General features: G+C 63.6%; 14 protein-coding genes. 12 read left to right on the forward strand and 2 right to left on the reverse strand.

The features are described 5' to 3' along the window. Positions 1-5: 5 nt before the first annotated feature. Positions 6-1,157: a glutamate--cysteine ligase gene (locus BMF89_RS16340; protein WP_078108137.1), complete on the reverse strand. Its 1,152-nt coding sequence runs from the start codon at positions 1,155-1,157 to the stop codon at positions 6-8. A 196-nt stretch (positions 1,158-1,353) separates the two neighbouring features. Here BMF89_RS16340 and ykgO point away from each other — a divergent pair, with 196 nt between their 5' ends. Together ykgO and BMF89_RS16350 are read left to right on the forward strand one after the other, a co-directional pair. After that, the gene (gene ykgO / locus BMF89_RS16345; protein ID WP_059387417.1) at positions 1,354-1,476 is read left to right on the forward strand and encodes a type B 50S ribosomal protein L36; all 123 of its coding nucleotides are present in this window, start codon (positions 1,354-1,356) and stop codon (positions 1,474-1,476) included. Between the two features lie 50 nt (positions 1,477-1,526). Continuing rightward, positions 1,527-2,345, forward strand: coding sequence for a shikimate 5-dehydrogenase (locus BMF89_RS16350; RefSeq protein WP_078108138.1), 819 nt, complete (start codon positions 1,527-1,529; stop codon positions 2,343-2,345). 27 nt (positions 2,346-2,372) lie between these two features. On the opposite strand, the gene BMF89_RS16355 is transcribed toward BMF89_RS16350, so the two are convergent. Beyond that, entirely contained in the window at positions 2,373-3,611 is a 1,239-nt protein-coding gene (locus tag BMF89_RS16355; RefSeq protein ID WP_078108139.1) for a class I SAM-dependent methyltransferase, read from the reverse strand. A 77-nt stretch (positions 3,612-3,688) separates the two neighbouring features. Here BMF89_RS16355 and BMF89_RS16360 point away from each other — a divergent pair, with 77 nt between their 5' ends. From BMF89_RS16360 to BMF89_RS16405, 10 genes are all read left to right on the forward strand, one after another. Continuing rightward, on the forward strand, positions 3,689-4,099 hold the full coding sequence (locus BMF89_RS16360) for a hypothetical protein (protein WP_253190852.1): 411 nt from the start codon (positions 3,689-3,691) through the stop codon (positions 4,097-4,099). 220 nt (positions 4,100-4,319) lie between these two features. Continuing rightward, entirely contained in the window at positions 4,320-4,616 is a 297-nt protein-coding gene (groES, locus tag BMF89_RS16365) for a co-chaperone GroES (protein ID WP_028265041.1), read from the forward strand. Between the two features lie 85 nt (positions 4,617-4,701). Next, positions 4,702-6,312: a chaperonin GroEL gene (gene groL, locus BMF89_RS16370; protein ID WP_078108140.1), complete on the forward strand. Its 1,611-nt coding sequence runs from the start codon at positions 4,702-4,704 to the stop codon at positions 6,310-6,312. A 215-nt stretch (positions 6,313-6,527) separates the two neighbouring features. Then, positions 6,528-8,621, forward strand: coding sequence for an acyltransferase family protein (locus BMF89_RS16375; RefSeq protein WP_078108141.1), 2,094 nt, complete (start codon positions 6,528-6,530; stop codon positions 8,619-8,621). Positions 8,622-8,843: 222 nt separating this feature from the next. Next, on the forward strand, positions 8,844-10,355 hold the full coding sequence (guaB, locus tag BMF89_RS16380) for an IMP dehydrogenase (protein WP_078108142.1): 1,512 nt from the start codon (positions 8,844-8,846) through the stop codon (positions 10,353-10,355). Positions 10,356-10,501: 146 nt separating this feature from the next. Then, positions 10,502-11,638 carry a GuaB3 family IMP dehydrogenase-related protein gene (locus BMF89_RS16385; protein ID WP_078108143.1) on the forward strand — a complete coding sequence of 379 codons (1,137 nt, stop codon included), beginning with the start codon at positions 10,502-10,504 and terminating at the stop codon, positions 11,636-11,638. A gap of 102 nt (positions 11,639-11,740) precedes the next feature. Then, positions 11,741-13,501, forward strand: coding sequence for a glycerol-3-phosphate dehydrogenase/oxidase (locus tag BMF89_RS16390; protein ID WP_078108144.1), 1,761 nt, complete (start codon positions 11,741-11,743; stop codon positions 13,499-13,501). Positions 13,502-13,540: 39 nt separating this feature from the next. Further along, positions 13,541-14,029 carry a PTS sugar transporter subunit IIA gene (locus BMF89_RS16395; RefSeq protein WP_059387422.1) on the forward strand — a complete coding sequence of 163 codons (489 nt, stop codon included), beginning with the start codon at positions 13,541-13,543 and terminating at the stop codon, positions 14,027-14,029. Between the two features lie 67 nt (positions 14,030-14,096). Beyond that, positions 14,097-14,939: an SURF1 family protein gene (locus tag BMF89_RS16400; RefSeq protein ID WP_078108145.1), complete on the forward strand. Its 843-nt coding sequence runs from the start codon at positions 14,097-14,099 to the stop codon at positions 14,937-14,939. Then, positions 14,936-15,454 (forward strand): DUF3817 domain-containing protein, encoded by a 519-nt coding sequence (locus tag BMF89_RS16405; RefSeq protein WP_078108146.1) that lies wholly within the window; start codon positions 14,936-14,938, stop codon positions 15,452-15,454. The genes BMF89_RS16400 and BMF89_RS16405 overlap by 4 nt, the downstream gene beginning before the upstream one ends. Positions 15,455-15,462 lie beyond the last annotated feature (8 nt).

The raw sequence follows: 15,462 nt of genomic DNA on the forward strand, positions 1-15,462 counted from the left end.
CAGCGCTATGCGGTCGGAACGGACCTCATTTGCTCCACGAGATCCTGCACGACCGCGTGAAGATCGCCGTCGTGCTGGGCGGCGACGCGGCGCTGGCGCTGGTAGCCTGCTCCGCGGGCGATGATCTTTTCGACGTCGGCCAGTTCCGCCGAGCAACCCAGCTTTTCCGCGACAGGCGCCAGACGCAGCAGCGTTTCCTTCAGGTGCTCAGTGACGAGTTGCTCGTTGCCTTCGGCATCGAGGATGATGATCGCGTCCATGCCGTAACGGGCGGCGCGCCACTTGTTTTCCTGGATGTGCCATGGCGGCATGGTCGGAATGCTGCCGCCGTTGTCCAGGATCGTGGAGAACTCGTCCACGAGGCATTGGGTCAGGGCCGCAACGGCGCCGACTTGCTCGAGCGTGGCGAGGCCATCGCAAATGCGCATCTCGATAGTGCCCAGGTTCGGCACGGGCCGGATGTCCCAGCGGATTTCAGACAGGGTGTCGATCACTCCGGTAGTGAACATGTCCTGGACATAGGACTCGTATTCGGCCCAACTGGGGAACTGGAATGGCAATCCGGCCGTGGGCAGTTGCTGGAACATCAGGGCGCGCTGTGACGCATAGCCGGTGTCTTCGCCACCCCAGAACGGGCTGGAAGCGGACAATGCCTGGAAATGGGGGAAGTAGTTGACCAACCCGTCGAGGATGGGGAGCGCCTTGTCCCTCCGGTCGAGGCCGACATGGACGTGGACTCCATAAATGACCATTTGCCGTCCCCACCATTGGGTCCGGTCAATCAGCTTGGCATAGCGCTCTTTGTCCGAGACGGGCTGAAGCTGCGGCGGGCTGAAGGGATGGCTGCCAGCGCAGAAAAGTTCCACGCCCATGGGGTCGGTGACTTCCCTGACAGCCTGCAGCGAGCGGGCCAGGTCTTCCTTGGCTTCCTTGACGGTGTTGCACACGCCCGTGACAAGTTCGACGGTGTTCAGGAGCAGCTCACGTTTGATGTGCGGATGCTCGTCGTCTTCGTTGAGGTCCGGGTGCCGCGATGCGACGCCACGCAGCACCTCGTTTGCGACGGAGACCAGTTCGCCGGTGCGTGCGTTGACGAGCGCGAGTTCCCATTCCACCCCCAGGGTCGACTGCCTGGATGAAGCGAAATCAATCTGCACGTGGGTCCCCTCGGTATTTGCCAAAACGCCCTGAGCAATGCCCGCCGTGGGGCCGTCAGCGGTTGGCTCAAGTCTAATGCAGGGGCGGTACGGTACCGCATGACGGGTACCGCGAGGGAAAAGGAAAGCAAAGCCGCTTGCTAATGAGAATGATTTGCATCTATACTGCAACCCCGAACCCGAGAAGGAGAACCCCATGAAAGTCAGGAATTCGCTGCGTGCCCTCAAGAAGGTTCCCGGCGCGCAAGTGGTGCGTCGGCGAGGCCGCACCTTTGTCATCAACAAGCTGAACCCGCGCTTCAAGGCGCGCCAAGGCTAGCTCCCCGTCTAGGCTGGGCAGAGAACCCGCTACGCGAAGGAAGCCCCGTTATGCCGATCCTCAACAAAGACATGACGCTTTGCATTTCACTCTCTGCCCGGCCGAGCAACAACGGAACGCGTTTCCACAACTTCCTCTACGAGGCGCTCGGCCTGAACTGGATCTACAAAGCCTTCGCTCCCGCTGACCTTCCGAACGCGATCGCCGGCGTGCGCGGCCTGGGCATCCGCGGCTGCGCCGTCTCAATGCCGTACAAGGAAGACGTCATCGCCCTGGTCGACCGCATGGACGCATCGGCCGCGGCTATCGACTCGGTCAACACGATCGTGAACGACGATGGCGTACTCACGGCCTACAACACCGACTACACCGCGATCGCCCAGCTGATCGAGCGCAACGCGATCGACCCGGCGTCGTCCGTGCTGCTCCGCGGTTCCGGCGGCATGGCCAAGGCCACCGCGGCAGCCTTCCGCGACGCCGGATTCTCTCGCGTCACGGTGGTTGCGCGGAACGAGAAGTCCGGACAATCCCTCGCGGCGCTCTACGGCTTCGACTGGCAGGCCGAAGTCGGGGAGTCGACCGCGGACGTGATCGTCAACGTCACGCCGATCGGGATGGCCGACGGACCCGAGTCCGGCTCGCTGTCCTTCCCCGAAGCGGCGGTCGCGGCCGCGCAGGTGGTGTTCGACGTCGTCGCCCTCCCTGCAGAGACGCCGCTCATCAAGGCTGGCCGTGCGGCAGGAAAGACCGTCATCAGCGGCGCCGAGGTGGCCACGATCCAGGCGCTCGAACAGTTCGTGCTCTACACCGGCATCACGCCTACTCCGGAGCAAGTGGCCGCTGCCGAAGAGTTCACGCGAGCCCAGTAAGGCGCCACGGGCCTGGCTTGGCGCAAGCTAGTCGGCCGCTACCGGCTCCACCACAACAGCCACCTTTTCCTCGCCGATCCGCGTGAGGACCAGGGTGGCTGTCTTGTTGCCGCGGCCTTTCGCCGAGCCCTTTCCGGCCGGCAGCAATTGTTTCCGCAGTTCCTCGGGGGTGACGGAGGTACCGCGCTTCTTGATGTCCAGCACACCGATGCCGTTGGCCTTCACCCAGGACTTGAGGGCCTTGACGTTCAACGGCATGACCTCCAGGACTTTGTAGGCGCGGGCGAAAGGGGTCTCCACCAGCTCCGGAGCGCAAATGTAGGCGATGTGTCGGTCCACCAGGTGCCCGCCCAACCGGAGTGCGACGTCGGCCACCAGTCCGGCGCGGATCACCGCGCCGTCCGGTTCATAGAGGTACCCCTCCACAGGTCCGACGCCGGGCACCGGGCCGCCGTCGAAATCTTCGCCGCTGGTGATCTCGGCTGCGCCCTGCGGCCCGAGCACCAGTGCCGCACGGCGGATGCCGGGACGGGCGACGTCGTTGAACCACAGCGTTACTTCGGTGACGTCCCCTCCCACCGAGACCCACTGCGCCTCACAGCCGGCCGGAACCGATTCGTGGGGCATCCCTGGACCCATCTTGACGCCGACCGACTTTCCGGTAGCGGCCAGCGATTCAACGAAGGACAACGGCGGCGAGAACGCCTCCGGATCCCAGATACGTTTCGTCCCCGACGACGACGTCGTGCGGCGCGCCGGATCGAGCCACACGCCGTCGACCCCGTCGAGGGGCACGGACGTAGCGTCAGTGTGCACCACTGACGCATGCGGGAAAGGCATGAGGTTGATGGTGGCGCACGCTGCGGTGGTCTCATCCAGTTCCACGGCGGTGACCTTAATGTCCATCGAGGCCATGGCCATGGAGTCGGCTCCGAGCCCGCAGCCCAGGTCCGCTACGTGCTGCGTGCCCGCCTTGGCGAAACGCTCGGCGTGCCTGGCTGCCACATTGAGCCGGGTGGCCTGCTCCAGGCCGGCTTGGGTGAAGAGCATCTGCCGGGCGAATTCGCCGAACTTGGCCTCGGCCCGGGTGCGGAGCCTGGATTGGGTGAGGACGGCGGCCACGAGCCCGGGGGAGTGGCCGTCCTTGCGCAGGCGGGCGTTGAGGGCCAGCGCTTCGCCGTCGCGGTACGGTCCCAAGGATGCCAGAAGTTCCCAACCCTCCGTTGTCAGCAAGGGGGCAATGTGGTCCTGGGGTGTGTCAGCCATGGGAACTAGCCTAGTGCTCGCCTGTCATACGGGGTGGAGGGGGATCCGGGAGCACTCGGGCGGATAGGGTTGATGCCATGGAAGACAACCCAGTACGCCAGCCTGACGACGCCAATGGTTCTCCCTCTGTCCCCGATAGACGTCCCTTCGCCGGAAATCTTTCCAAGTATGCCCGCCCGGCGCTTATCGTCGGTGCTTTGATTGCTGTTGTCTGCATCGCTCTCTTGATCATTATTTTCTTCCTCGATTCCTTCAACGCAGCTACCTACTCCATGACCGGAAAGAGCGTCCAGGACGCCACTGACGAGGCCCGGGACATCCGGGACACCTATTCCGGTGCGCGCATCGGTGCGATCGTCGGGCTGGTGGTGTTCGGCGTCGTCGCGCTCGCGAGCGGCCTGGTGCTGTACTTGAACCGCGGAACCGCGCCGGCGGAAGAGTACGACGACGGCGAGGATGTCGACTTCGACGACCTCGCCGGGCAATGAGCTTCCGAACCGGAAGCGGCGCTCCGGGCGTTCACCCGTGACGGAATTCTGGCACTCGCCTTGACCGAGTGCTAATGCTTACATAGAGTCTTGATTAGCACTCTCCCTAGGCGGGTGCTAATGCCGCCAGGCACTTACCGGCACCGCGACGACGGTAAGCACGCCACGGCACCCCTGGTTTGATAGTCCATGTACTACCTCACGTAAAGGAGAGATCCGAGTGTCGGTCTCCATTAAGCCTCTCGAGGATCGCATTGTTGTCCGCCCGCTCGAAGCAGAGCAGACCACGGCTTCCGGCCTGGTCATCCCGGACACTGCACAGGAAAAGCCGCAGGAAGGCGAAGTTGTTGCAGTTGGCCCCGGCCGCTTCGATGACAACGGCAACCGGGTTCCGGTCGACGTAACCGTTGGCGACGTCGTCATCTACTCCAAGTACGGCGGAACTGAAGTCAAGACCGGCGGCAACGAATACCTCGTTCTGTCCGCCCGCGACGTTCTGGCGATCGTCGTTAAGTAATTCCCTGGATCCCGCATCGCAGATCACGTCGGACTTTTCCGGTCGAATCAGCGGTGCGGGTTTTCCGTCTTGAAAGGACACAACCATGGCAAAGCAGCTTGCGTTTAACGACGCTGCCCGTCGCTCGCTCGAAGCAGGCATTGACAAGCTCGCCAACACCGTCAAGGTCACCCTTGGCCCGCGTGGCCGCAACGTCGTTCTGGACAAGAAGTGGGGAGCTCCCACCATCACCAACGACGGCGTGACGATCGCCCGCGAAGTCGAACTCGACGACCCGTATGAGAACCTTGGCGCGCAGCTGGCCAAGGAAGTCGCCACCAAGACCAATGACGTCGCAGGCGACGGCACCACCACGGCCACCGTGCTGGCGCAGGCCCTCGTCAAGGAAGGCCTGCGCAACGTTGCCGCTGGAGCCGCCCCCGGCGAAATCAAGCGTGGCATCGAGGTTTCCGTCCAGGCCGTGGCTGCCCGCCTCCTGGAGAACGCCCGCGAAGTAGAAGGCACGCAAGTTGCCAGCGTCGCCGCGATCTCCGCCCAGAGCGATGAGGTTGGCGAGCTCCTCGCCGAGGCTTTCGGCAAGGTCGGCAAGGATGGTGTCATCACCATCGAAGAGTCCTCCACCACGCAGACCGAACTGGTCCTCACCGAGGGCATGCAGTTCGACAAGGGCTACCTGTCCCCGTACTTCGTCACTGACGCGGAACGCCAGGAAGCTGTTCTGGAAGACGCGCTCATCTTGATCAACCAGGGCAAGATCTCCTCGCTGCAGGAATTCCTGCCGCTCCTCGAGAAGGCCCTGCAGGCCGCCAAGCCGCTCTTCATCATTGCTGAGGACATCGACGGCGAAGCGCTGTCCACCCTGATCGTGAACCGTATCCGCGGCACCCTGAACGTCGTCGCCGTCAAGGCACCGGGCTTCGGCGACCGCCGCAAGGCCATGCTGCAGGACATCGCCACACTGACCGGCGCGCAGGTAGTCTCCCCGGAGCTCGGCCTGTCCCTGGACCAGGTTGGCCTCGAGGTCCTCGGCAGTGCCCGCCGCATCACCGTCACCAAGGACAACACCACCATTGTTGACGGCGCCGGCACACCCGAGGACGTCGCAGCACGCGTCGCCCAGATCCGTGCCGAGCTGACCCGCACCGACTCCGACTGGGACCGGGAAAAGCTGCAGGAGAGGCTTGCAAAGCTTGCCGGCGGCATCGGCGTCATCAAGGTCGGCGCAGCCACCGAGGTCGAACTCAAGGAAAAGAAGCACCGTATCGAGGACGCAGTGTCCTCCACGCGTGCTGCCCTTGAAGAAGGCATCGTCTCCGGCGGCGGTTCAGCCCTCATCCACGCCCTCAAGGCACTGGACGAGGACGCTGCCGTCAAGGCACTGGAAGGCGACGCGGCTGCCGCCGTTGGCATCGTCCGGCGCGCCCTGACCCAGCCCCTTCGCTGGATCGCCCAGAACGCTGGCTTCGACGGGTACGTCGTCGTCGCCAAGGTTGCCGAGCTGGAAGACAACCATGGCTTCAACGCGAAGACCGCCGTGTACGAGGACCTGATCGCCGCCGGCGTGATCGACCCCGTCAAGGTCACCCGCTCCGCGCTCCAGAACGCCGCGTCCATCGCAGCCCTGGTTCTCACCACCGAGACCCTGGTTGTCGAGAAGCCGGCCGAAGAAGACGAGCACGCAGGCCACAGCCACTAATCCTGGTTGTCCGACGCAGGAGGCCCGGTCCCGTTCTTGGGGGCCGGGCCTCCTGCGTTTGGCTCCCGGCCACCTTCGTCCCGGCATGGACGAGCCCACAGTTGGCACTCGGTATTCGCCATGTCAACGTCCAGCCAAGCATGACCTAATTGAGTGATGGATGCTTCTCGAATGGATTTTCGATTGGCACTTGTTATTACGAATCAGTAAGATTTATGGTTCGATCTAGGTCATTGAGGGGCATTGTTGTGTCAACTGCGCAAACGACGGCTACTACCAAGGAGCAACGTCGTTCCAGTGGCACCGGGAGAAAGCCGAACTTTCGCCCTGAAATTCAAGGCTTGCGCTCCCTCGCGGTGCTCATGGTGGTTACGTACCACGTGTGGTTCGGCAGGGTTTCCGGTGGCGTAGACGTTTTCCTTCTGGTGTCCGCCTTCTTGATGACATTGCAGTTCACAAACCGCTATGCGCAGCACCGGCCCATGGACCTGCTGAGGCATTGGCTTCACTTGTTCCGGCGGCTGCTTCCGGCAACCGTCGTGGTTCTCCTGGGTACTTTGGCCGCCATCTTCGTGGTCCTCCCCAAAACCCGGTGGGCAGCCCTGGTCGACCAGGTCTGGGCCTCCCTTTTCTACGTCCAGAACTGGCTCCTCCAGCGAGAGGCGGTCAACTACTACGCTGCCGACCGCAGCCAAGCGAGTCCCCTGCAGCATTTCTGGTCCCTCTCGATCCAGGGCCAGGTCTTCATCCTTTGGCCGGTCATTTTCGCGATCGCCGCCTTGGCCTGCAGAAAGTACGCCCTCCGCTACAGGGTCGCCCTGACGTATGTGTTCGGGCTGATCTTCCTGGTGTCGCTCACCTACTCGATCATTGCCACGGCGTCGAACCAGACCACCGCCTACTTTGATACTTTCGCCAGGCTGTGGGAGTTCGCCCTCGGAACACTGGCTGCCCTGGTCCTGCCGATGGTGAAGATCTCGAAGAACGTCCGCGTGGTGATGGGGTGGGTCGGCGTTATCGCCATGCTGAGCTGCGGGATCGTGCTCCAGGTCCAGACGGCGTTCCCTGGCTTCGTGGCACTCTGGCCAACCCTGGCGGCCGCCTGCATCATTGCCGCGGGCCAGACCGGCAGCCGATTCGGAGTGGACCGGATCCTCAGCTCCCGGCCCCTCGTTCGCCTGGGCGACAACTCCTATGCACTGTACTTGTGGCATTGGCCGTTGCTGGTCATCTCCCTCATCTGGACAGGGAAGGACCACGCCGGCTGGCTCTCCGGGACCGTCATCATTGCCACCGCGTTGGTTCTGGCCTTCCTGACGACCAAGTTCGTCGAGAAGCCGTTCAGGGAATGGAAGTGGCCCGAGGTAAACCGGCGACGTGCCGCCGTCGCGATCGTCGCCTGCCTCACTATCGCGATTGTGCCGTTGATCGGTTTCACGGTGCAGCAGAACGTGACCGCCAAAATCGCCATGGACCAAGCCCAAAAGGACAACCCTGGAGCCGCTGCCTTGGTGCCCGGCTACGTCAACGAAGTGAGTCCCAGCGCTGTCCTGCTTCCCACCGCTGAAAAGCTGGCCCAGGACTGGGCAAATCTACCCAGCAAATGCTCGGGAGATCTGGTGCCTTCGTCCAAACTCCTCCAAGGGGTTTGCCTTCAAAACAATCAGCCGGCCGAATCCAGCCGGACCGTTCTGGTGCTCGGCGACTCCCACGCGGAGCAATGGCTGGCCGCGGTGGCTCCGGTGGCCGAACAGGAGCAGTGGCGCACCTACCAGCTGCTGCTCGGCGCATGTCCGTTCACCGTGGATACCTCCGGATTGGACGCACCGTGCAAGGCCTTCAACGACGCCGTCGTCCAGCAGATCGACCAGCATCCACCGAGTGCCGTATTCCTGGTGGGGACGGCGGCATCGCCCTCATCGCCCGATGAAAAGCTGACAGTGGGCCTTGAAGACACAGTGAAGATGCTCACGGGTAAGGGCATCAACGTCATCGCCGTACGGGACAACCCGAGGTTCGATTTCAACATGGCCGATTGCGTCGCGGTCAAAGGTCAACACAGCCCCGACTGCAATCCAAGCGAGGAGCAATTGCTGGCGGCCCAGAACCCGCTCGCGTCCCTTCAGGGGAAGTACCCGGGCTTGTCCATCCTGGATATGACCGATCTGATTTGCAACGGCACGGAATGTCCCGGGGTTGTGGGCAACACGTTTGTCTACTTGGACAACAACCACCTCTCCAAGACCTATGTTGCGAGCATGGCGCCCATGCTCAAGGAAAGGTGGCTGGCCGCCACCGGCTGGAGCTAGGCGCCCGGAGTCAGGGACCCGGACGCCCAGCCGGGTCCGACAACGGGAGCCCCCCCCGGGTGCCGTTGCTCACATTGCCCTCGCGGAATATGGGGATCGGCGGCGAGGTTCTACTATTTATTCAGAACCTTTCTGCACAGGCCAGTCCCGTAATGACGGGCTGGTCATCAGCTGCAACCCCTACCAGAGCAACCCCCCAGAACCAAGGTAAGAGGCGCACTCATGACCCAGCCCCAACACGATCCCTTTGGCTTTGTCGGCCTGACTTACGACGATGTCCTGCTGCTGCCGGGCCACACCAACGTCATTCCCTCAGAAGCTGATACTTCCTCCCGGATCTCCAAGCGGATTTCCGTCCAGACGCCGCTGCTGTCCGCCGCCATGGACACCGTCACCGAGTCCCGCATGGCCATCGCCATGGCCCGCCAGGGCGGACTCGGCGTGATCCACCGCAACCTGTCCATCGAAGACCAGGCCGACCATGTCGACCGCGTCAAGCGCTCCGAGTCCGGGATGATCACCAACCCCTTGACCATCCACCCGGAAGCAACCCTCCAGGAACTGGACGAGCTGTGTTCGCGGTACCGGGTTTCCGGCCTCCCCGTCATCGACCCCGATGGCCGGCTGCTGGGCATCGTCACCAACCGAGACACCCGCTTCGTCCCGGAATCCGACTTCCCGCTGCGGCTGGTCAGCGACGTCATGACCAAGATGCCGCTCATCACCGGGCACGTCGGCATCAGCCGCGAAGAGGCCTCGCACAAGCTGGCCACCAACAAGATCGAGAAGCTGCCCCTCGTTGACGAGCAGGGACGCCTCAAGGGCCTCATCACCACGAAGGACTTCACCAAGGCCGAGCAGTACCCGCTCGCGACGAAGGACGAGGAAGGCCGCCTCCGGGTCGGCGCCGCCATCGGCTTCTTCGGCGACGGCTGGGAACGCGCCATGACGCTGATCGACGCCGGCGTCGACGCACTGTTCGTGGACACCGCCAACGGCCACTCGCAGGGTGTCCTGGACTTGATCACCCGCCTGAAGTCCGATCCCGTGGCCGCGCACGTTGACATCATCGGTGGCCAGGCCGCCACCCGTGAAGGTGCCCAGGCACTGATCGACGCCGGCGCCGACGGCATCAAAGTGGGCGTGGGCCCGGGATCCATCTGCACCACGCGCGTGGTTGCCGGTGTGGGCGTCCCCCAGATCACGGCCATCTATGAGTCCTCGAAGGCGGCCATCCCTGCCGGAGTCCCGCTGATCGCCGACGGCGGCCTGCAGTACTCGGGCGACATCGGCAAAGCCCTCGTGGCCGGTGCCGACACCGTCATGCTGGGCTCCCTGCTGGCCGGCTGCGACGAGTCGCCGGGTGAGCTGATCTTCGTGAACGGCAAGCAGTTCAAGAGCTACCGGGGCATGGGGTCCCTGGGGGCCATGCAGTCCCGCGGCAAGAACACGTCCTACTCGAAGGACCGTTATTTCCAGGCTGACGTTTCCGGCGATGACAAGCTCATTCCGGAAGGCATCGAAGGCCGCGTCGCATATCGCGGCCCGCTCTCCTCGGTGGCGTACCAGCTGGTGGGCGGCCTGCGCCAGACCATGTTCTACACGGGTGCTCCGACCATCGCAGAGCTCAAAGCACGCGGCAAGTTTGTGCGCATCACTGCGGCCGGGCTGAAGGAGTCCCACCCGCACGACATCCAGATGACGGTCGAGGCCCCGAACTACGGTTCGCGCTAGGCGCCATTCTTCCCATAGGCAGTTCAGCGAGCCCGCCACCTCCCTCCAGGAAGGTGGCGGGCTCGGCTGTTTTCGCGGCAGCCCCCGCCGTCATGCTGTACGTCACCCTGCCGGAAGATCGCGGCGCACTGGGATAACCTAGAGCAGTGACTTATGAGATTGAGATTGGCCGTGGCAAGCGTGGGCGTCGTGCCTACTCCCTGGATGACATCGCGATCGTCCCCAACCGCCGGACGCGCGACCCCAAGGACGTCTCCGTCTCATGGCAGATTGATGCCTACAAGTTCGAGATGCCAGTGATCGCCGCACCCATGGACTCTGCGATGTCTCCTGAAACGGCCATCGCACTTGGCCGGCTGGGCGGCCTGGGCGTGCTGGACCTCGAGGGTTTGTGGACGCGCTACGAGGACCCCCAGTCCGTGCTGGACGAGATCTCCGCCCTTGAGGATGAAACGGCCAGCCCGGCGGTCACTCGGCGCATGCAGGAGCTCTACAGGGCTCCCATCCAGCCCGAACTGATCACCACCAGGCTCGCGGAAATCCGGGCCTCGGGCGTGACCGTGGCCGGATCGCTGACGCCGCAGCGCACCCAGGAGCACTATAAAACAGTGGTTGCCGCCGGCGTCGACATTTTTGTCATCCGGGGCACCACCGTCTCGGCCGAACACGTCTCCAAGAACCACGAGCCACTGAACCTCAAGCAGTTCATCTACGAACTCGACGTCCCGGTGATCGTCGGCGGAGCCGCCGGGTACACCCCGGCACTGCACCTCATGCGTACCGGTGCGGCCGGCGTCCTGGTGGGCTTTGGCGGCGGCGCGACGACCACAACGCGCCGTGCGCTCGGCATCCATTCGCCCATGGCATCCGCCATTTCCGACGTCGCCGCAGCCCGCCGCGACTACATGGATGAATCCGGCGGACGATACGTGCACGTGATCGCCGACGGCGGCATGGGCAGTTCGGGTGACATCGTCAAAGCCATCGCCATGGGCGCCGACGCCGTCATGCTCGGCAGCGCCCTGGCACGTGCCGAAGAAGCCCCGGGCAAGGGCTGGCACTGGGGCCAGGAAGCCCACCACCTTGAGCTGCCCCGCGGCGACAGGGTCAACGTCGGCACTGTCGGGCCCCTCGAAGAAGTACTCTTCGGGCCGGGCCACCACACCAACGGAACGTCCAACCTGATCGGAGCGCTTCGCCGTTCCATGGCCACCACCGGCTATTCGGACCTGAAGGAGTTCCAGCGCGTCGACGTCGTCGTCTCGCCGTACTCCGGGCGGTAGCGCCCATTCGGCCGCTTGAGCAGTCGCGCGAAAACCCTGCCCAAGCCCGCGGACAAGAAGTAGTGTGGGGAACTACGGGCTTTGTGCGATGGGAGGCGTCCAATGAGCAGTGTTGCAGATGGTTCGCAAAGGGATGATGCATCCAGCGGTGCATTGAGTCCAGACGCTCGGGCCAGATCCATCGACGTTCTCAAGGGCACCACCGAGCCTGGCAAGGAACTCGACATCCTGATCGTCGGGGGAGGCGTGGTCGGGGCCGGGGCGGCGTTGGACGCCGTGACCCGTGGCTTGTCCGTGGGCATGGTCGAGGCCAGGGACTGGGCTTCCGGCACGTCGTCGAGATCCTCGAAACTGATTCACGGCGGCCTGCGCTATCTGGAAATGCTGGACTTCGCGCTGGTCCAGGAAGCCCTCCAGGAACGCGGACTGCTGATCCAACAGATCGCACCGCACCTCGTCCGGCCGGTCCCGTTCCTCTACCCGCTGACCCGGCGGTTTTGGGAACGCCCGTACGTTGGTGCCGGGATCTTCCTCTACGACACGCTCGGCCTTACCTCCGGCCACAGCCGCGGTGTGCCCATGCACAAACACCTCTTCCGGCGCGGAACACTGAGGGCAGCCCCCAGCCTCAAGAACGATGCCTTCGTCGGTTCCATCCGCTATTACGATGCACAGGTCGACGACGCCAGGCTGGTGGTCAATGTCGTCCGCACCGCGGCACATTACGGAGCGCATGCCGTGAACAGGATGCGCGTGGTGTCGTTCGTGCGCGAGGGCGAACGTGTGGTCGGTGCGAAGGTGGAAAACCAGGAGGACGGCAGCATCATCGAAGTCCGCGCCAAGCAAGTGGTCAACGCCACCGGAGTCTGGACGGACGAGACCCAGGCCATGGTGACGGACCGCGGCCAACTCAAGGTCCGCGCCTCCAAAGGCATCCACCTGGTGGTCCCGCGCGACCGCTTCCAATCCACAGTGGGATTGATACTGAGGACCGAAAAATCCGTGTTGTTCGTCATCCCGTGGGGCCGGCACTGGATCATCGGCACAACGGACACCGACTGGAAGCTCGACAAGGCGCACCCCGCCGCGTCCACAAAGGACATCGACTATGTCCTTGAACACGTCAACCGTGTCTTGAAGCGGCCCCTGACCCGTGAGGATGTCGAGGGAGTCTACGCGGGCCTCCGCCCGCTGCTGGCGGGGGAGAGCGACTCAACGGCGAAACTTTCACGCGAACACGTCGTGGCGCACCCCGTTCCAGGCTTGGTGGTGGTTGCAGGTGGAAAGTTCACCACGTACCGGGTCATGGCGAAGGACGCTGTGGACGAAGCGACCCGGGCCATGGACGAGCGCGTACCGGCGAGCTGCACCGATACCATTCCGCTCCTGGGAGCCGAGGGATTCAAAGCTGCATGGAACCGGCGCGCAAGAACCGCGGATGAAGCCGGAGTGCATGTCGCCAGGGTGGAGCATCTCCTGAACCGCTACGGATCCATGACCCCGGACGTCCTGGCCATCATCAAGGACAACCCCGCCATGGCCGAGCCGCTGCCTGGAGCCGACGACTATTTGGCGGCGGAGGTCGTCTATGCCGCGACCCATGAGGGTGCCCGGCATGTCCATGATGTCCTGACACGACGTACCCGCATCTCGATCGAGTCGTGGGACAGAGGTGTTTCCGCGGTCCCTGTTGTCGCTAAGCTGATGGGAGAGATTCTTGGCTGGAGCGACACGCAGCGGGAAAGCGAAATCAAGCACTACCTGGCCCGGGTGGAAGCTGAACGGCTCAGCCAACAGCAGCCCGACGACGAATCGGCCGATGCTGCGCGCATGGGCGTCGATGACATCGTTCCCCTCCGCTGAGCGGCCTGGGTCGGCTGGGCACACTGGAGGGAAGACGACTTGGCGGAACCACTGGACCCGTATGATGCCGAACTGACAACGCCGGAGACCGTCATCCTTGAAATGGAAGCGGTCGACAAGACAGATGCTGCGGGCCAGCTCGCGGAACGGCTGTACGCGGCCGGGCGCATCACGGACCTTGAGGGCTTCCTCGAAGTCGTCAATTCGCGCGAGCACCAGCTTGCCACCGGACTGCCGGGCGGCATTGGCCTTCCGCACGCCCGCAGCGAGTATGTTTCCCGGGTCTCCATCGCTGTTGGTGTCACGAAGTTCGGTCATTCGCTGGACTTCGGCGCCAGCGACGGACCGGCCACGTTGGTCCTGCTCATCGCTACGCCGGCCAGTTCGTTCTCGGACCACCTGGAAGTCCTCGCGACCTTGGCCCGCTCGCTGTCCAAGGAATCGTTCCGGGAATCCCTCCGGCGCGCCCACGATCCCGAAGTCATCGCCGAACTGATCAACTCCAGCCTGGTGTTCTTCGACCACTGATGTCCTCCCCCTTGGGGGAGGACGGTTCGTTTAGCTGTTCTACAGCTTGACGAAGTACGGTTAAGGGGTGTTGAAAACCGCTCTGAAGCCCCGCTGGATCGCAGGACTTGTCTTCGCGCTCCTGCTCTCCGGGGTGTTTGTGCTGCTCAGCCAGTGGCAGTTCGGCAGATCCACCCAGAGCGACGCCCCGGTTGACAACCCCGCGGTGGAGCAAGTCAAGCCGCTTGCCGGGGTATTGCAGCCTGGAACGTTCTTCCCGGGCACCGCATCGGACCAAATGGTCAGCGCCAAGGGCAGTTACGATCCCGCCAAGCAGGTCCTTGTGGAGGGCCGGCTTCTGGCCGGGCAAAAAGGGTACTGGGTAGTGAATGCGTTCGCTGTCGACGGCGCCCCCGTCCTGCACGGTGTCGCCGCCTCCGCGAAGACCTGGATCCCCGTGGCCCGCGGCTGGGTGGCCGATCCCGCCCAAGCCGGGCCTCCGCCGTCGGGCACTATCGAACTGACCGGGCGGCTCCTGCCGTCCGAGGCGCCGGTGCCAAACGTCGACGCCGGAGCGGGCCGCGCGTCTGCAGTGTCGGTTGCGGAACTCATCAACACGTGGCAAGTCTCAAGCTATCCCGGCTTCGTCGCCGCGACCTCGGAAGTATCGGCTGGCAAGACCCTCGCCCTTCCGACGCAGCTGAAGCCATTGAACATTCCGGCCCAACCCCCCAACCAACAAATCAACTGGCTCAACCTCTTCTACTCCGTGGAATGGGTGGTCTTTGCAGGATTCGCCCTCTACGTCTGGTGGCGCATGGTGGCCGATGACTACCGGCGCACCCTCGAAGACGACGAGGACGAGCCCGACGAGGAATTCCCGTCAGACGATTTGCCAGCAAGTACCAAGCCAGAACAGGTAAAGCCATGATTGAGCCCAAACCGGCCATCCAGCCCGAACAGTCCGGAGAATCTGCCGCCAAGCCAACCGCGGCCAAGAAGCGCCGCTTCGGCGGAACGACTGCCCAGATCCGCTCGGCCTTGAAATTCTACAAAGTCATGGCCTACCTCACCGGTACCATGCTGCTGCTCCTGTGCGCCGAGCTCGTTGCGCGCTATGTGTTCGGCGTGTATCTCTTTGCCGGCGGAACCAACGCAATCACCGGTCAGCCCTTCGGTTTTGGATTCGCGGATGCTGGGTCGAAGGCGGTCCTGGGTGGCGTCAACGTTTCCGTCGGAGTCCTGATCGTCCACGGCTGGATGTACGTGCTGTACCTCATCTCGGACTTCCGCTTGTGGTCGCTCATGCGCTGGCCGTTCATGAAGCTCATCCTGCTCGCCTTGGGTGGCGTTGTCCCTCTCATGTCCTTCATTGTGGAGAAGAAGTTCCACTCGGAGGTAGAGATGGAACTCGCCGCGAATCCGCAGGCGTCCAAGCGCTACTGACGGGCCCG

It is taken from the genome of Arthrobacter sp. SRS-W-1-2016 (assembly GCF_002009585.1).
Lineage (GTDB): Bacteria > Actinomycetota > Actinomycetes > Actinomycetales > Micrococcaceae > Arthrobacter > Arthrobacter bambusae_A.